The sequence below is a fragment of the Blastocatellia bacterium genome (assembly GCA_035573895.1).
Classification (GTDB): Bacteria; Acidobacteriota; Blastocatellia; order HR10; family HR10; genus DATLZR01.
On sequence record DATLZR010000043.1, the window covers coordinates 1 to 14,516 of the forward strand.

Below are 14,516 nucleotides of genomic sequence, written 5' to 3' on the forward strand. Positions count from 1 at the left end.
CGAAACGGTGTCCGGAATGCGCCGAAACCCTGTCCGAAATCGACCGAAATGCTGTCCGATTTGAGCCGAAAAACGCAACTGATCGTGTGACGATCCTCGACGAACCGGTCCTGGAGTTTGGTGGTGGACAGCGGGCAATAGACCCACACGACGGACTCGCACTTTTCGGAGCCTTCTCGGGTATCGCATCTCCAGCGTACATCGTTCTCGGCACCGAAAGGGGGCTGGAGCTGTGGGATCGTTGGGCAGCGGCATTGAACCGTCCTGCGTTTCACCCTGATCGAGACAAACACCGCCTCTGGCCGCCCTATCCCGGTTTTGAGGTCGCGTTCGGGCAACCCTGGCCCGACAGGGCGCAGAGGCGGTACACCATCGACCGCTCAAGCTTGCTCCACGCTTCCCGCAAAGCTGATCAACATGAACGCTGTTACGCAGTCGTAGAGCATCTGTTGGATCACTTCCCAAAGGCCAGAACACTGGATCGAGTGCCGGCCGTCGCTGTCTGTATCGTACCTGACGAAGTGTGGCAGAACTGTCGGCCGGAATCGCGCGTCCTGGACCCCGTCGACGAGAGAATCTCACGGGGTGAAAAGGAGGCCCGGAAGGCTGGGCAGTCCGACTTCTTTCGGCCGGCAGTGGACCCGAACCAGTATTACCTGTCGCCTGATTTCAGACGGCAGTTCAAGGCCAGGACAATGGAGTATGACATTCCCGTGCAGATCATCCGAGAATCGACGCTTCGCCTGTCAGATGAGGTGAAGCGTGGAGAACGAGGCCTTACTCCACTGTCTGACCGGATGTGGAACCTCGCCACAGCGCTATATTACAAATGCGGCGGAAAGCCGTGGAAGTTGACTGCCGCCAGACCAGGTGTCTGCTACATCGGAATCGCATTTCGCCGTGCGCCCGAGGGGGGCAAGACCGCTTGCTGTGCGGCCCAAATGTTTCTCGACTCGGGCGATGGGATTGTGTTTCTAGGCGACTTCGGCCCCTGGTACTCTCCCGAGAAGAACGATTTTCACCTCGATAAAAACGGAGCACGTAAGCTTCTCAGCGGTGTGCTGGAAACCTACAACCGTGTCAAGACTCCCCAAGATCCGTGTATCACCGAAGTCTTTCTCCATTCGCGCTCGACCATTAGCGATGAAGAGTTTGGCGGTTACCAAGAGGTATGTCCGCCTGGGTGCAAGCTGGTCGGTGTTCGGGTCCGCCCAGACAGATTCGGCCCACGGCTCTTCCGAGACGGAAGGATGGCAATCCAGCGAGGTACGTTCTGGCGAGTCAGCAGACGGACTGGCTTCCTCTTTGGATCAGGGTTCAAACCGCGTCTTGGAACCTACGATGGTTGGGAGACCCCTGTGCCCTTGAATGTCGACCTGCAGCATGGAGACGCTAGCATTGACCAAGTAGCGGCGGACATCTTCGCGCTGACGAAACTCAACTATAACGCTTGCCGTCTTGGCGAAAGCCAACCTGTAACTGTCGGGTTTTCCGATGCGGTTGGGGAAATCCTTATCACCAACCCGACGGTGCCTGTTCGCCGCCACAACTTCAAGTTCTTCATTTGATGTGCTGGCCCCACTTATCTTTGCACGGGGTGTTTCGCATGTTTGCCTCGCAAATCCATCAGCCACACTCGGCGTAGACGGATGTCATCGGATCCCCATTGACTCTTCTTAGAGTTCTGATGCCACCTGTAACCGCTCAGGACCTTCCTCACTGACCCCTACCTGACCCCTACCTCAGTTATATTGCGTATCCTGAATGCAGCTCGTAGAATTGGCGGTCCTTCGAGGCTCTCATGCGGCACTTCACGCGACCATCGAATGATCTATCTCACCCGTCTGTGCTCATCGTGAACCCCGATCCGGATATGTGCTTGGGCTTGACCGATGGGTTGACGACCAATGGCTATCATGTGGAGGTCGCACAAGACGGAAAGACCTGCCTGCAACGGATTCATGAGCGGGTCTTCAACGCCGTGCTCCTGAGCGAACATTTACCTGATCAGGACGCACTATCGCTCTTGGAGCCAATCCACTCCTCTCAAGCGACACTTCCCGTGATCCTCTTGACCGTTAGCGGTCCGTCACCGAGCGCACTGCAACGAGGGGCCTTTGCTGTGTTACTCCTGCCATACGAGCGAGACGAGCTATTGCACATTCTCCAGAAAGCAATCGGTCAGTAAACAACCATTGAGGGTGACAGCAGTACTACGAGGCTCCCATGCCCTTCACCATCCGTCCGTATCGCCGCTTTCCCGTCTATTATCCAGTGACCTACCAGACAGGTTTGTTTGAAGGTCATGGCACCGTGTGGAATCTATCCCTCACTGGCTGGCGATTCTCTGGCAATCTGCCCTTACGGATCGGAGAAGTGTGTTCGCTCACAGTGACCCTGTCGATTGACCAGACGATCTACGTGGCCGCTGGCGTCGTGCGCTGGGTTCGGGGTGAGGAGTATGGCGTCGAAACGCTGGTGATTGATGACGAGTCACGGGAGGAGTTGGATGAGCACCTCTGGCAGCGGGGATAGGAAAGAGATTTCTCAAGGGCATGATGCACTAACAAGGAGGTCATTATGAGGTCTTGGATGTTCCGCTGGACACTTGGTGTAGGGCTACTCGCTGTTATGCTTCTTGCCCTTCCCCTGTTACCCCAGATACCGACGGATTCCTCAGCCGTCTCCGCTGCCGAGAAAGCAGAACCTCTCGATCTCAACACCGCAACACCTGACCAGCTCAAGGCCTTGCCGGGCATTGGCGAGGCTTACTCCGAGAAGATCATCAAGGGGCGTCCTTACAAGCGGAAGGACGAGCTAGTCCAGAAGAAGATCATTCCGCAGGCCACATACGACAAGATCAAAGACCAGGTCATTGCCAAGCAGAAGTAAGTCGTGGAGGAGACATGCCGCAAGGCGACAAGTCCAAGGAGGAATGCTTTCGTCTTTGGAAGAATGGGAAGTCCGTTCGTGAGATGAAGCGCAGCACAACCGCCAAGTATGAAACGATCAAAATGTGGGTTCGGGAGTGGGAGCGGGGTGCGCAAGGAACTTGAGAGGTCAATCGAAGAGAATGAAGCCGCGCATGTGTCAAGTTCTTGTCGGGTGCATCCTTTTACAGGCCACTCTGGCACTCGGCGAGGACCTGGCCGGCAGAGTGGTTGGTGTGTTGGATGGTGACACGATTGAGGTGCTGCACGATGGTCACTCCAAACGCATTCGGTTGAACGGGATCGATTGTCCCGAGAAAGGCCAGCCTTTCGGAAAGAAAGCTAAACAGTTTACCTCCACTATGGTCTTCGGCAAGGAAGTCACTATTCAGGTTCTCGGTTTCGACAGGTACGGGAGAACAATTGGGGAGGTCATCTTTGGCGATGGGCGAAACCTCAATCGGGAACTCGTGAAAGCAGGTTTTGCCTGGTGGTACCGGAAGTACTCGAAAGACTTCACACTTGGCGATCTCGAGGACGAAGCGCGCCTAGCCAAGCGAGGCCTTTGGGTCGATCCTGACCCGATTCCGCCGTGGGAGTGGCGCAGCCATCAACGGGCGAACCGTTGAGGAGCGCCTTATGAAGACTGAGGTCTTGTATCTTGTGGACGATCCACCTGTCCAGAACTTTGGCATGCTGTACCACACCTAATGATATGCGGCTGCGAGCAGTAGACTCTCAGGTGGTGAGAATCGCATGAATGACAGAATTAAAAAAGCTCTGAGTCAGATGAAAGGTCTGGAGGTGTCGCGCTCTGATCCACGGCAGTCGAGCCTCTACAACTTCGCCCTCGGAGCGGTCTATTCACTCGCGCGAGCGGAGCAATTAGGATATCCATGGCAATCGCAGGAACCGGGTAGGGAATGGCGACGCATGGAAGAAGCCAAGGGCCTGGTTCTCAGGATGTTGGTGGAAGACCAACCGCCGGAGCAAGGTGAGTGGCTAGCCGCCTTCTATTTTAATGATGCCATAGTCCGCCTGGATCTGGCTTTTGAACACATCCTTCGGTGCGTCGGCAATCTTGGGCCAACTGCTGCCATCGGAGAAGTCAGGGAAGTAGCCACCCGGAAGAGTTTTCCTTCCGAATTGCTCACTATTTGGTCTGAACGAGGAAGGAATGCCGATAACATGCTGAAACACCGAAGCTTGGAAATACTAGAAGATCCTGGGATCTCTTTTACCGAAGCTCTATCCGTGATGGAAAATCTCGTCTGCGCGCTGGCCTGGGTTGTACGCAATCCATCGTCGCAGAAGATGCCTTAACCTGGCTTCAGATATCATCACGACATCTGCGGACTCCATCGAGTTTGTTCACCGGTATTCGGGCGAGCTCATGACCGAGGGAACTTCGGTCAGCGATGTGCCCCTTAACTCATTTAGAGTTGTAATGGATATTTTCCACGCACTCGACAGAGTGCTCCTTTCGAATTGAATCGCCCGCCAGGAGGAGAACAGATGCGGAAAAGTCAAACTCCACGGCAGCTTGCTAAACGCCTGAATGTCATAGGCCCACGGAGGCGGAAAAAGGACATTGATAAAATTGAGGGTTTGGCGAGGAGCATTGCCCTGAGAATCGTGCAGAATAAGCCTGTTCCTCCTGGTTATAAGAAGGATTGGGGTTACGTCATCATGCAATTCTACCGGCCAGTAAATCACGCTCACAATGAGCTAAAAAGGCGACTTAGACGATTAGGGAAATAGTCGAAATGCCAAGAGAGGAATGATGATTGGGGTTGGGGCTAGGGATTCCCTCCGTTGGGTAGGGATTCCCTCTAAGTTCTGTATTACCCCATTCTGATGTTCACCAGATGTTCACCAAGAGGCCGGAACTGGTCGGTTTCGGCGGGAACAGATCGGATGTCGGAAAACGGGGAACCGCATGGAGCGCCGCGATTCTATTGACGATTGTGGAGTTTTGCGGGTGAAGGGGAAAAGCGAGAGGCGGCTTATGAGGGTTTCTCTCACACTACGGACCGCGTCAATGGTTAGGATATGAAGCCAGTTGCTCTGAGGGAGCAACATCTGACGGGCAGCTAGGTTGAGCAAGTGCGCTCAACGCCACGCGGAGAATACGGAACAAATCCCCGGTGGCTGAGTTGGATAAACGGCTCGACCAGCTCGAAACGCGAGTCTTTATCTATTGCGGGGAGGTTTCGACATGATGGACCGGTTCACCGATTGTGGTTGGATGCCCATGATGGGCTTCGGCCTTGTGAGCATGGTGCTCTTCTGGGGCGTGCTGATTGTTGGCGGCTTCTTCATCGCCCGATGGCTGATGGGACAGGGCTTCGGCTATCGTGAAGACTCCGCATTGGAAATTCTCAAGAAACGGTATGCCCGCGGGGAGATCAACAAGGAGGAGTTTGAGGAGCGAAAGCGGGACTTGCTCGCATAACAAGCGCCTGCCCAGCTGTGGAACGAAGACAGAGAGAAGGAGCACTGATGGCGTTGGGGTCTATTTGTGTGACGGCGGTCTGGGCCGAGTTGGGGGATGAGAGAGAACCGCCGAGTTCCTGACGATAGAACAGTAATAGTAATAGTCGAGCAAGCCGTGCAGCTTTCTCGAAGGGGCTATGCTATATTAGTTTTGGTCTGCAGTAGGAGACATAGGCGGTGTTGAAAGGGCAAAGCGCAAATGTCTTAGTCATCGGGCTCGTTCTCCTCCTTGGGGTCCAGTTGACCGGTTTCCCCTGTCTTGGTGAGTGGCAAATCGGATCTACCGCAAGTGTCGTCGAAGCCTTGGATCTGTTTCCGTCTCTCGATGGGAGCGTGACAGATAACTGGTGTCCATGCCATTTCACGTTTCAGACGGTAAGTGTGTCCCCCTCGTCTTTTGTGTCTCCCTTCACCTGGGCGCTTTTGGAGACTCCTACGCGTTTCGTTGGGACGTTCATTCATTCTTTGTTCCGCCCACCAGTTCTGGCCTGAGCCTCAAAAGTCTGTTCTAGATCGAATCGAATCTGAACATGCTTAAGCCGAAGACGCGTTTGCACGTCCCGTGTCACGTGTCTGGGGATTGTGGAGGTGGGCAATGCGACATCTTTTCTTTCTCACTGTGTTGCTGAGCGCATTGATGGACCCTCTGATTGTCGTGGCGGAAGTCCCGCGCGCCGGTGCACCGGGTCCTGGTTTGTATGGACTCGATGATATCGTTACCCTGGCGTTGGAGCGAAATCCAGCTGTCGCTGCGGCGGGAGGCGGGGTCAATCAGCGCCGTGGAGAACGAGTCGCGGCCGGCGCGTATCTGAACCCGTCGATTTACGGTACAGCAGGAAGCGGCGCGATTACAGATCCGAGGACTGGAGTCGTAATTCTTGAGCGTCGTGTAACGATCGAACAGCCCTTGGAGCTGCCGGCTAAACGCCGTGCTCGGATGAATGCAGCTGAGGCGCAACTAGCCGGGGCTCAAGCAGAACTCCAGGACACACGGCTCAAGGTCCAGTCGGACGCCAAGGTCGCGTTCTATCAGCTCTTGCTTGCGCAGCGGGATCTGGAGCTATCGACGCAGAATCTCTCAATCACGCGTGAAATATTCCAGATGATCAAAGCCCGGGTGGATGCCGGCCAAGCACGGCCCTTTGAAGCCGTCAAGGCGAATGTTGAGCTTCAGAAGGCCGAGAAAGAACTGAGTCGCGCCGAAAACATGATGGCTGTCGCCCGCGTACGGCTGGACACGCTGACCGCCGGTGCGCTCGGCAAGGTCTTTTCCGTCTCTGGTGATTTTCGGTCATGGCGAGAGGAGCTGAATCTGGATCAGCTGATGGCACCCGCATTGGAATCGCACCCACGGGTTCTCCTGCCAGAAAAGCGCAGGGAGCAGGCTGAGCACACCATTGTGCAGGAACGAGAGTCAAGGATTCCCTACATCGCCGTCTCGGGGACGTACAACCGCGAAGCCGGGAATGAAGATTTCTTGATGGGATTGCGTATCCCCCTTCCCCTCTGGTACCGGCGACAGGGGGAAATCGAAGCCGCTTTGGGAGCACGGGAGCGCGCCGAAGCGGAACGGCGGTCGGCGCAGAATGAGTTGGTGAACGCCATTACTCAACATGGACAGGAGGTCCGTACGGCCGGTCAACAGATCCAGGTCTTTGAAAAGGGACTGCTGAAACAAGCGGAAGAGGCGCTGAGGATCGCTCGGCTTAGCTTCGCGCAAGGGGCCGCCAGCATCCTGGAAGTGATTGATGCCCAACGCGTGTACCGACAGGTCCTCTTGGAATATGCCCAGGCACGGGCGGACCTCTCAATCGCGCTGGCACGCCTGGAACGGTGGACTGGAGAACCTCAATGAGTCGGCTCAAATATGTGGGCCATCCCCCTCTTTGGGCTCATCCTGGCTTTCGACGAGAAGAGTTTGTTATGGGCAGGAATCTGTGCTTCGTCGCTCTTTGTCTGCTGATTCTATCTCTAGCCAGTTGCAAAGAGCGCCCGGTCGAGCCGCAATCCTCGGCGGCTGGCAAAGAAGAATCGACTCAGCCCAATACGCAGACCCCGGAACCGGGAACGCCCAGACGTGGAGTTGAAGAAAGCGAGCAACGACCTCAACTCACGGTCCCATCCCAAGCGCTTGAGGGAAAGACGTTCCAGACGGCTCTAGTTGAACGCCGAGCCTTCCGTGATGAACTTCAAGCCACTGCGACGATTAAACCGGATGAATATCGGCTGGTTCATGTCAGCCCGCGTATTGAAGGCCGAGCACTCGACATCCAGGTGCAACTGGGCGATCAGGTCAAGCCGGGGCAACCCTTGGCGCTGCTCGACAGTATCGAGTTAGGACAGAAGAAGGCAGCATTTCTCCAAGCGATGACCAATCGCGACGTGGACCGGCGCAATTTCGAGCGAGAAAAAGGCTTATTTGAACAACGGATCTCTTCTGAGAAGGAGTACTTGGCGGTCAAGGGTGCCTACGAAAAGAGTCTGGCGGCCTATCGTGCCGCCTATGAAGCGCTTCGTCTCATTGGGCTCTCCGAGGAGGAAATTAAAAAGATCAACTGGAGTGAGAAGGGTAAGCCACTATCCTCCTTCCCGCTCCTGGCACCTCAAGCCGGGACAGTGATCGAGCGGCCCTTTACGCGCGGGGAATTGATCACGCCGAAGGATAATGCCTTCACCATTGCGGACCTGTCCACCGTCTGGATCCTCCTCGATATCTATGAACAGCATCTCGCGGCTGTCACGGTCGGCAATGAGGTTGAGATCAAGGTCGACGCGTATCCGCGAGAGACCTTTCGCGGCAAGATTGTCTATCTGAGTTATGTCCTGAAACCTGAAACTCGCACCGTTGACGCTCGTGTCGAGATCCCAAATCCTGGCTTACGGCTCCGCCCTGGCATGTTTGCCCGAGCCATTCTCACGCTTCCCAACATCGATGACGGCCAGAAAGTCGTCACCGTCCCGCAGGATGCCATTCAACAGGTCGATGAAAAGCCCGTGGCGTTTGTTGAGGAGCGCCCGGGAACTTACAGCGTGCGGGAACTCGTGATCGGGAGACGGTCCGGTACGGACGTTGAAGTGCGTTCCGGGTTGGCCGAAGGCGAGCGGGTGGTGACTCAAGGGTCGTTCTATCTCAAATCGATTCTCTTGAAGGAGCGGATTGCGGGAGGCTAGGACTGATCGTCGTCAGAGGAGCTGGGCATGCTGAACGCGCTCTTTGAATTTTCGTTGCGGAACCGATTTCTGGTGGTGGTCTTTGCCGGGGTGATCATCGCTGCCGGCGTCTATGCGATGCAAAGGTTGCCGATCGATGCTGTGCCGGACGTGACGCCGAACCAAGTGCAGATTCTCACCAACTCGCCTGGCTTGGGTCCCGTGGAGGTCGAGAAATTCATCACCTTTCCAGTCGAAACCGCCATGTCCGGTTTGCCGGGCATTAAATTGATCCGCTCGGTGTCCCGTTTTGGGCTCTCCGCCGTGACCGTGTACTTTGAGGAAGGCATGGACATCTATTTCTGCCGCCGACTGGTGATGGAGCGGCTGCCGCGGGCCCAGCAAGCGATTCCTCCGGGATTCGGCCATCCGGAGATGGGACCCATTTCAACCGGCTTAGGCGAGATCTTCCAGTTCGAGGTGAGGGGCCAGGGCTACTCCCTCATGCAGCTGCGCACCATCTTGGATTGGGACATCGCCTTCAAGTTGCGTTCAGTCCCTGGCGTGGTTGAGGTCAACAGCTATGGGGGAGAGCTGCAAACGTACGAAGTGGTGCTCGATCCCGCGAAACTGGTCGCTTACAACATTCCGATTGGCCGCGTGTTTCAGGCCCTCGAACGCAATAACAGCAATACAGGCGGCGGGTACATCGTGCACGCGCAAGAGCAGTACCTCGTCCGTGGCGAGGGATTGGTGCAGACCCTGGAGGACCTGAACAACATTGTGGTGAGCACGGGGCACGACGGAACCCCGATCTATATTCGCAACATTGCCGAGACCCGCTTTGAGCCGATGGTGCGTCAGGGAGCGGTCACGCGTGACGAGCGCGGCGAAGTCGTGACCGGGGTTGTATTAATGCTCATCGGGGAAAATTCGCGCGTTGTGGTGAACCGGATCAAGGCGAAGCTCGAGGAGATCCGGCCGTCCCTGCCGCCGGGCGTGACGGTGGATCCGTACTATGACCGAAGCGACCTGGTGCGCGACACGATCAAGACCGTGATCACCAATTTGAGCGAGGGCGCGTTGCTCGTCATCGCCGTGCTGTTTCTTCTGCTCGGCAATCTTCGCGCCGGGCTCATCGTGGCGTCCGTGATCCCGCTCTCGATGTTGGTCGCGCTCACCGGCATGCTGGCCGCCGGCATTTCCGGCAACCTCATGAGCCTCGGGGCCATCGATTTCGGCCTCATCGTCGATGGCGCCGTCGTCATGGTTGAAAATATCATGCGACATCTGGCGGAGCGCCGAAAGGACGTGGGACGCCGGCCGACCCCCGAGGAGTTTCGGCCACTCATCCTGCAATCCGGCCGTGAAGTGCTCCGTCCAATTTTCTTTGCCGTCGGCATTATCATTATCGTCTATCTCCCGATTCTGACCCTGCAAGGCGTCGAGGGGAAAATGTTTCGCCCGATGGCGTTGACCGTCATCTTTGCTCTCGTCGCCGCCCTGATTCTCGCGTTCACGGTCGCCCCCGTCTTCGCCAGCATCTTCCTAGGCCATGGCGTCAGCGCAGAGGAAACGCGCCTTATTCGCTGGGCCAAAAGGATCTACCACCCGGTGCTACTGCGAACGTTCCGGCACCCGATCATCACAGGAGCGGTCGCCGCCGTTCTCTTTGCCGTCAGCTTAGCTGTGGCAGCCTTCTTGGGCGGCGAGTTTATCCCCAAATTGGACGAAGGGGCGGTCGCCGTCCAAGCGTGGCGGTACCCCAGCGTGTCCTTAGAGGAATCCGTGAAGAGTACGACGAGGATCGGGCAGGTGTTGCGCCAATTTCCTGAAGTCGCCACGATCGTCCCTCGAACCGGCCGCCCGGAGATTGCCACGGACTATGTCGGCGTGGAAGTCAGCGACATCTATATCATCTTGAAGCCCAGGTCGGAATGGAAGACGGCGCACACGAAAGACGACCTGATTGAGGCCTTCGACCGAGCGTTAAGGGCGGCAGTGCCCGGCACCGTCTTCAGTTATTCGCAGCCCATTGAGTTGCGGGTGCAGGAAATGATTGCGGGAGTACGCTCCGACATCGCCATCACGATTTTCGGCGAGGATATGGACGTGCTCAAACGGCTGGGCGATCAGGTCGCGCAAGTCGTCTCCCGAGTTCCAGGAGCCGCAGACACCAAGGCAGAGCAAGTCGCCGGCATGCCGTATCTTCGGGTGATCGTGAACCGCCAGGCCATCGCTCGCTATGGCATCAATGCAACGGACGTTTTGGAGACGGTTGAAGCCGTGGGGGGACGGGTCGCCGGGCAAGTCGTCAAAGGCAACCAACGCTTTTTCATTCAAGTGCGCTTCAGGCCCGAAGACCGGACCAACTTTGACCGGATCAAGGAAATCCGGGTCGCCGATTCCGCCGGCCGGCAAATCCCCCTCAATCAACTGGCCGACATTCGAATCGAGACGGGTTTGGCGCAGATCAGCCGGGAAAACATTCATCGGCGCCTCGCTGTCGAGACCAATGTCCGAGGTCGGGATTTGGCGAGCTTCGTGGCCGACGCCCAGCGCGCGGTCGCGGCCCAGGTCCCCTTACCAAAAGGCTATTGGATCGAGTGGGGTGGACAGTTTGAGCAATTACAGGAGGCGTCCACCCGACTCTCAATTGTTGTGCCGATCGCGTTGTTTCTGATCTTCGTGCTCCTCTATTCCACCTTTAATGCGGCCCGCCCGGCCATCCTGATTTTTCTGAACGTGCCCTTGGCAGCCACGGGCGGAATCTTTGCCTTAGCCGTTCGCGGCATGCCGTTTTCCATTTCAGCCGGGGTCGGCTTTATCGCGCTCTTCGGGGTCGCCGTACTGAATGGGGTCGTTCTGATGTCCTACGTTCTCGATCTGCAAAAGAAGGGGCTCTCGCGAGAAGAGGCAGCCACTCAGGGTGCCTTGATCCGGCTGCGCCCCGTGCTCATGACCGCGTTGGTGGCCAGCCTCGGGTTTGTTCCTATGGCCCTGTCCACTTCGGCAGGTGCGGAGGTACAGCGGCCACTCGCGACCGTCGTCATCGGTGGACTGGTGACGTCTACCGCCCTGACCCTTCTGGTGCTGCCAACGCTGTATGTCTGTGAAGAGCGCTTCCAAGAAGCCTGGCTTCAGCGAAAGAAGAAGGGGGAGGAAGTCCCCGAGGCATCCATACAAAAAGCATAGGATCGGGTTGGGGAACCGCTAAAAACCAGGAAGGAGCTCGCGGGTCTTCATGACTAAAGCCGACGTGATTCTACTCGACGGTCTCAGAGGTCTTCATCTTATCGCTGTCTGCCTGGAGATGGCCACATGAAGCCCAACAGCGCTGCTCTGCCGAGACTGGTCCTTGCCGGCATGCTCGGCATTGTCCCTCTGCTGGGGTTCACTGGCTGCATGGAGATGATCACCCCGCAACCGTTCAGTGCCGAGCAGAGGGTGATCGGCAAATCCGAGCAGCAACTCGTGGCCTGCGCCGGGCCGCCCCGGACCGCGTCGTCACATGACGGGGTGAGAATCCTGACCTATCACAGGGAAAGCGGACTCTTGGAAGGCTCATCTCCCGGCTCCAAAAGCAGCCGCCCCGAAGGGGCGCGGCATGGATGCACCGCCATCGTGACGCTGCAGAATGATCGGGTCACAGAGGTGCAGTACCACATGACGCCGGAATCAACGGCCACGCATGAGCATTGTGAAGAGATCTTTCAGCGCTGTGGGCCGTAGGCCCATGGTGTCTTCACGGGGATGGGCGGTGCAAGGGGAAGAAGCGATGACAGCCGTTAGTGAGCGATGAGGGGCGTGGCCTCCGAAGGCACTAATAGCGTGCGCGGAACGCCATGCCTGCTGGCTGCGCTCACCTTGCTTCTTTCCTGTCTGACCGGAGGATGTGCTGGGTGGTGGGCGCGAACCCTGCCGCCGCCGGACCCTCCGCTGAAGATCGTGGTGGCGCAGGTGACGCTGGACGCACCGATCACCAAGAGCACGCAGATGCACACGTTCGAGGAAACACCGCCGGAAGAACTCGAACCGGTCATCCGGGCGCAGCTCATCGAGGAGGTCGAACTCAGAGCGCAGCGCCTGTTGACGGACCAGTTGGCCGCGCAACCGGGATTCCGGGTCGTGCCATTCGGCGAGACCAGGCGTCTGGTCGGCAATCTCGGCGTTCGGCGGGAACGGCTCAGCGACGCGCAACTCCGTGCCCTTGCCGACGAGAGCGGGGCCAACCTCGTTGTTACGGGACGCATTCCGGATTACGGCGCCGTGCGCTGGCAGTACTGGGTGGGAGGTTGGGCGATGACGGCCACTGCTCATCTCATGATCGTCGGGTTCGCCTCAGGCTGGAACCCGGCCGTCGTGGGCGGCTTCATGGCGCTCGATCTGTCCACGGATCTGCCCTTTTGGTGGGGCGGGGCGTATGCCTTCGGCTGGGGACTTCGGCCCGTTCGGGTCCAAGTCGAGGCCGTGCAGACAGGGCCCTGTGGCGGACCGCTTTGGAAGACACAGACCGTCATGGTCCTGATTCCCGGGAAGACGCTCGCCGTGTTTCCTCCTGAAGAGCGACGGCGGAAAGAGGTCCAGCTTGGGGTCAATCTGGAGCGCGCCATTCGAGACATTGCGGATGCAGCGGGCCAGTCGCTCAGACTGAAGCCATGTGGGCCAGAACCGGAATCCGGAGACACACAGCGATGAGCAGGTAGTGGAAAGCTAAAGGAGACCGCCATGCACGAACCAATGATGGGGCTTTGGGGCTGGGTCGGTTATGCTGCGATGGTTCTGTTCTTGTCGGCGGGGGCGATCGCGGTGATGTTGTGGGTCAAGTCCTGGTTGGAAAGGGGACTAGGGTCAGCCTCTCGCGAGCCGGAATCGGCCTTGGAGATATTGAAAAAGCGCTACGCCCGTGGGGAGATCAGCAAGGAAGAGTTCGACGAGAAGCGGAAGGATCTTCTGTAGAGACGTCGGATCGCGCAGATCGGATCGTTGGAAGGCGCCCGGATTGCTGTGGTCTAGCGAGTCTCGACAGGAAGAACCCCTGGAGCTTGACCGGTCGTCTGGGCGATCAATGAGGGGACAACATGTGTGAGAGCAGGATGAGATCCGTGTCGCCGGAAGGAAGGGATCACCGAGACGGCTTTGATGGGCCTTGGTGGCGCTACCCCGTGCTTCGCAACGCGCTCATGGCCGGCGCGCTGGCTGGTGCCGGATTCGTCCTCGCCCATCTGGGGCTGATCTCCTCGCAAGCCGAAGGCGTGTTTTACCTCCTGGCGATCCCCTTGGGCGGGTATCACTGGGGTCGCGAGGCTGTGGAGGCACTGGTTCGCGAACGGGTCGTCGGGATCGACTTGTTGATGCTCGCGGCGACGGTGGGATCCGGCATCTTAGGCCTCTGGGATGAAGCGGCCTTTCTCGTCTTTCTCTACGGGTCCGCCGAAGGCTTGGAGGAGTACACGTATGCCAGGACGCGGTCCGCGATCCGGGCCTTGCTCGATCTCGCGCCCAAGGAAGCTCACGTCCTGCGGAATGGAGAGGAACTGACCATACCAGCTGAACGCCTCCAGGTGGGCGATCATTTCCTGATTCGCCCTGGGGAGACGCTTCCCACCGACGGGATCATCCAATCAGGAAGCTCGAGCCTCGATGAATCTCCGATTACGGGAGAATCCATTCCCGTGGACAAGGGGCCAGGGATGAGGGTCTTCGCTGGCTCGCTCAACCGTCACGGCCTCCTAGAAGTCGAAGCGACGGCCTCGTTTCAGGACAATACTCTGGCGAAGATCATTCATCTGGTTGAAGAAGCGCAGGAACGAAAAGGCGCGGCCCAGCAATGGATCGAGCGGTTCGGTCGCCGATACAGCCCGCTGGTCCTGCTCGCGTCCCTGGGGTTTCTTCTTGTGCCAGGACTCCTGGGATTGCCAGTAGCCGACTGGGCGATGC

General features: G+C 57.6%; 14 protein-coding genes. All 14 read left to right on the plus strand.

What is annotated here, in order from left to right; all coding sequences use genetic code 11:
* Positions 1-1,568: hypothetical protein (locus VNM72_04885; GenBank protein ID HXF04734.1), on the plus strand; the 1,568-nt coding region annotated here is incomplete at its 5' end.
* A 278-nt stretch (positions 1,569-1,846) separates the two neighbouring features.
* A complete protein-coding gene (locus VNM72_04890; protein ID HXF04735.1) occupies positions 1,847-2,188 on the plus strand; it encodes a response regulator in 342 nt (113 codons plus the stop codon).
* A 38-nt stretch (positions 2,189-2,226) separates the two neighbouring features.
* Positions 2,227-2,535 (plus strand): PilZ domain-containing protein, encoded by a 309-nt coding sequence (locus VNM72_04895; protein HXF04736.1) that lies wholly within the window; start codon positions 2,227-2,229, stop codon positions 2,533-2,535.
* 45 nt (positions 2,536-2,580) lie between these two features.
* Positions 2,581-2,892 carry a helix-hairpin-helix domain-containing protein gene (locus VNM72_04900; protein ID HXF04737.1) on the plus strand — a complete coding sequence of 104 codons (312 nt, stop codon included), beginning with the start codon at positions 2,581-2,583 and terminating at the stop codon, positions 2,890-2,892.
* Between the two features lie 181 nt (positions 2,893-3,073).
* On the plus strand, positions 3,074-3,559 hold the full coding sequence (locus VNM72_04905) for a thermonuclease family protein (GenBank protein ID HXF04738.1): 486 nt from the start codon (positions 3,074-3,076) through the stop codon (positions 3,557-3,559).
* 127 nt (positions 3,560-3,686) lie between these two features.
* A complete protein-coding gene (locus VNM72_04910) occupies positions 3,687-4,253 on the plus strand; it encodes a hypothetical protein (protein ID HXF04739.1) in 567 nt (188 codons plus the stop codon).
* Positions 4,254-5,148: 895 nt separating this feature from the next.
* Positions 5,149-5,385: an SHOCT domain-containing protein gene (locus VNM72_04915; GenBank protein ID HXF04740.1), complete on the plus strand. Its 237-nt coding sequence runs from the start codon at positions 5,149-5,151 to the stop codon at positions 5,383-5,385.
* Positions 5,386-6,021: 636 nt separating this feature from the next.
* Positions 6,022-7,281 carry a TolC family protein gene (locus VNM72_04920; protein ID HXF04741.1) on the plus strand — a complete coding sequence of 420 codons (1,260 nt, stop codon included), beginning with the start codon at positions 6,022-6,024 and terminating at the stop codon, positions 7,279-7,281.
* Between the two features lie 68 nt (positions 7,282-7,349).
* Positions 7,350-8,597, plus strand: coding sequence for an efflux RND transporter periplasmic adaptor subunit (locus tag VNM72_04925; protein ID HXF04742.1), 1,248 nt, complete (start codon positions 7,350-7,352; stop codon positions 8,595-8,597).
* Between the two features lie 27 nt (positions 8,598-8,624).
* A complete protein-coding gene (locus tag VNM72_04930) occupies positions 8,625-11,771 on the plus strand; it encodes a CusA/CzcA family heavy metal efflux RND transporter (GenBank protein ID HXF04743.1) in 3,147 nt (1,048 codons plus the stop codon).
* Between the two features lie 126 nt (positions 11,772-11,897).
* Entirely contained in the window at positions 11,898-12,308 is a 411-nt protein-coding gene (locus VNM72_04935) for a hypothetical protein (protein HXF04744.1), read from the plus strand.
* Between the two features lie 66 nt (positions 12,309-12,374).
* A complete protein-coding gene (locus VNM72_04940) occupies positions 12,375-13,274 on the plus strand; it encodes a hypothetical protein (protein HXF04745.1) in 900 nt (299 codons plus the stop codon).
* Positions 13,275-13,304: 30 nt separating this feature from the next.
* Positions 13,305-13,535 (plus strand): SHOCT domain-containing protein, encoded by a 231-nt coding sequence (locus VNM72_04945; protein HXF04746.1) that lies wholly within the window; start codon positions 13,305-13,307, stop codon positions 13,533-13,535.
* A 137-nt stretch (positions 13,536-13,672) separates the two neighbouring features.
* Positions 13,673-14,516 (plus strand): cation-transporting P-type ATPase (locus tag VNM72_04950; protein HXF04747.1); only part of this gene is annotated, 844 nt, incomplete at its 3' end.

What these genes read in the sequence shown, in the direction of transcription:
- VNM72_04900 (HXF04737.1), top strand. Translation starts at nt 2,581, where the DNA reads ATGAGGTCTTGGATGTTCCGCTGGACACTTGGTGTAGGGCTACTCGCT.
- VNM72_04940 (HXF04745.1), top strand. Translation starts at nt 12,375, where the DNA reads ATGAGGGGCGTGGCCTCCGAAGGCACTAATAGCGTGCGCGGAACGCCA.
- VNM72_04905 (HXF04738.1), top strand. Translation starts at nt 3,074, where the DNA reads ATGAAGCCGCGCATGTGTCAAGTTCTTGTCGGGTGCATCCTTTTACAG.
- VNM72_04920 (HXF04741.1), top strand. Translation starts at nt 6,022, where the DNA reads ATGCGACATCTTTTCTTTCTCACTGTGTTGCTGAGCGCATTGATGGAC.
- VNM72_04915 (HXF04740.1), top strand. Translation starts at nt 5,149, where the DNA reads ATGATGGACCGGTTCACCGATTGTGGTTGGATGCCCATGATGGGCTTC.
- VNM72_04925 (HXF04742.1), top strand. Translation starts at nt 7,350, where the DNA reads ATGGGCAGGAATCTGTGCTTCGTCGCTCTTTGTCTGCTGATTCTATCT.
- VNM72_04895 (HXF04736.1), top strand. Translation starts at nt 2,227, where the DNA reads ATGCCCTTCACCATCCGTCCGTATCGCCGCTTTCCCGTCTATTATCCA.
- VNM72_04945 (HXF04746.1), top strand. Translation starts at nt 13,305, where the DNA reads ATGCACGAACCAATGATGGGGCTTTGGGGCTGGGTCGGTTATGCTGCG.
- VNM72_04935 (HXF04744.1), top strand. Translation starts at nt 11,898, where the DNA reads ATGAAGCCCAACAGCGCTGCTCTGCCGAGACTGGTCCTTGCCGGCATG.
- VNM72_04930 (HXF04743.1), top strand. Translation starts at nt 8,625, where the DNA reads ATGCTGAACGCGCTCTTTGAATTTTCGTTGCGGAACCGATTTCTGGTG.
- VNM72_04910 (HXF04739.1), top strand. Translation starts at nt 3,687, where the DNA reads ATGAATGACAGAATTAAAAAAGCTCTGAGTCAGATGAAAGGTCTGGAG.